The sequence below is a fragment of the Streptomyces himastatinicus ATCC 53653 genome (assembly GCF_000158915.1).
In the GTDB taxonomy this organism is placed as follows: domain Bacteria; phylum Actinomycetota; class Actinomycetes; order Streptomycetales; family Streptomycetaceae; genus Streptomyces; species Streptomyces himastatinicus.
The window spans coordinates 5315818-5317398 of the sequence record NZ_GG657754.1 but is presented as its reverse complement, the minus strand read 5'-3'; the positions used below and the strand labels follow the sequence as shown (position 1 = coordinate 5317398).

Annotated in this window: 2 protein-coding genes; both read left to right on the top strand. The window is 71.7% G+C overall.

Annotated features, from left to right (window positions below; genetic code table 11):
- Nucleotides 1–254 precede the first annotated feature (254 nt).
- Nucleotides 255–1151 (top strand): LysR family transcriptional regulator, encoded by an 897-nt coding sequence (locus SSOG_RS22435; protein WP_039938367.1) that lies wholly within the window; start codon nt 255–257, stop codon nt 1149–1151.
- A 60-nt stretch (nt 1152–1211) separates the two neighbouring features.
- Nucleotides 1212–1581, top strand: a 370-nt coding sequence (locus SSOG_RS47635) for an NUDIX domain-containing protein (RefSeq protein WP_009716528.1), incomplete at its 3' end; no start/stop codon positions are given.

Sequence of the window (1581 nt, the reverse complement as noted above, 5' to 3'; positions counted from 1 at the left end):
GACGGCGGCTGAGGGCGGCGCGACGGCGGCCGAAGGCGGCCGAAACTAGCCGTACGGCTTGCGCGCGGGTACGCCTGGCGGGCGTCTCAAGCCTCCCCCCTCGTGGCTTGAGACGCCCCGGTTCTTCTCGTGGAGAACCGCTTGAACAAGGCTAGTTGACTCAGCGTCAGTGTCCAATCACAGTAGCGACATGGACCTATCGGCATATTTATAGTTGGCATGCGGCGGGGGTGCGCCGAGGCGAGGGGAACCGCATGGATCTGGCCCTCTTACGCACGTTTGTCACGGTGCACCGCGCCGGGTCCTTCACCCGTGCCGCCGCACTGCTCGGACTCTCCCAGCCCGCCGTCACCGGCCAGATACGCACCCTGGAGCGGCAGCTGGGACGGCCGCTGTTCCTCCGTACGGCGCGCGGCGTCATCCCCACCACCGTCGGGGAGGAGCTGGCCCACAAGACCGCCCCCCACCTCGACGCGCTCGTGGAGATCACCGAGGCCGGTCTTGACGACGACTCCCCGCTGCGCACCCTGCACCTCGCCGGTCCCCCGGAGTTCACCGCGCTGCGCGCCCTGCCCGCGCTCACCACGCTCGTCACCCAGGGGCTCGCGCTGCGGTGCGCGTTCGGCAGCTCCGAGGAGCTGTTCAAGGGGCTCGGGGCGGGCCACCACGACCTGGCCATCACCACCGCCCGGCCGCGCGGACGGCTGCTGGCCGCCACCCCGCTGTGCGACGAGGAGCACGTGCTGATCGCGTCCCCGCGCTGGGCGGCCCGGCTCGGCGGCTCCGCGGTCCTCCAGGTCAAGGGCGCGAGCGCGCTGGAGGCGCTGCCCGTGGTCGAGGTCCATGAGAGCCTGCCGCTGGTCAGCCGCTACTGGTCGGCCGTCTTCGACGCCCGCCCGGTCACCTCCGGCACGGTCATCGCGCCCGATCTGCGGGCGGTGCTGGCGTGCGTCGCGGAGGGCGCGGGGCTCGGCGTACTGCCGCGCTACCTGTGCATGGACGCCCTCGACGCCGGGGAGGTGGTGGCGCTGCTCAATCCGCCGGTGCCGCCGCTGCGCACGTACTTCCTGGTGGTGCGGACCGGTGGGCTCGCGGTGCCGCACGTCGCGCGGGCGCACGAGTGGCTGCTGCGCGCCGCTGTCGACTGGTGAGCACCTGTCGGCTGGTGAGTATGGGGTTTCAGCCGGGGACGGCTGCGGCAGATGTCCTGCATGACCGAACGACCCGTGGTCAAACGCACCGCCCGCGCCATCCTCCTCGACGGCGACACCGACCCGCGGATGATCCTGATCAAGCGGACCAAGCCCGGTCAGGAGCCGTACTGGATCACCCCCGGCGGCGGTGTGGAGCCCGAGGACACCACCGTCGTCCAGGCCCTGCACCGCGAGGTGGACGAGGAGCTGGGCGCGAAGGTGACGGATGTGGTCCCCGCCTTCGTGGACACCGTCCCGCACCCGGAGGGGGGCGCGCCGGACGGCGTCAAGGTGCAGCACTTCTTCGTGTGCAGACTCGCCTCGATGGACCTCAGCAGGCGGCACGGCCCGGAGGAGGAGGAGCCCTGCGGGGAGTACGAGGTCGTAC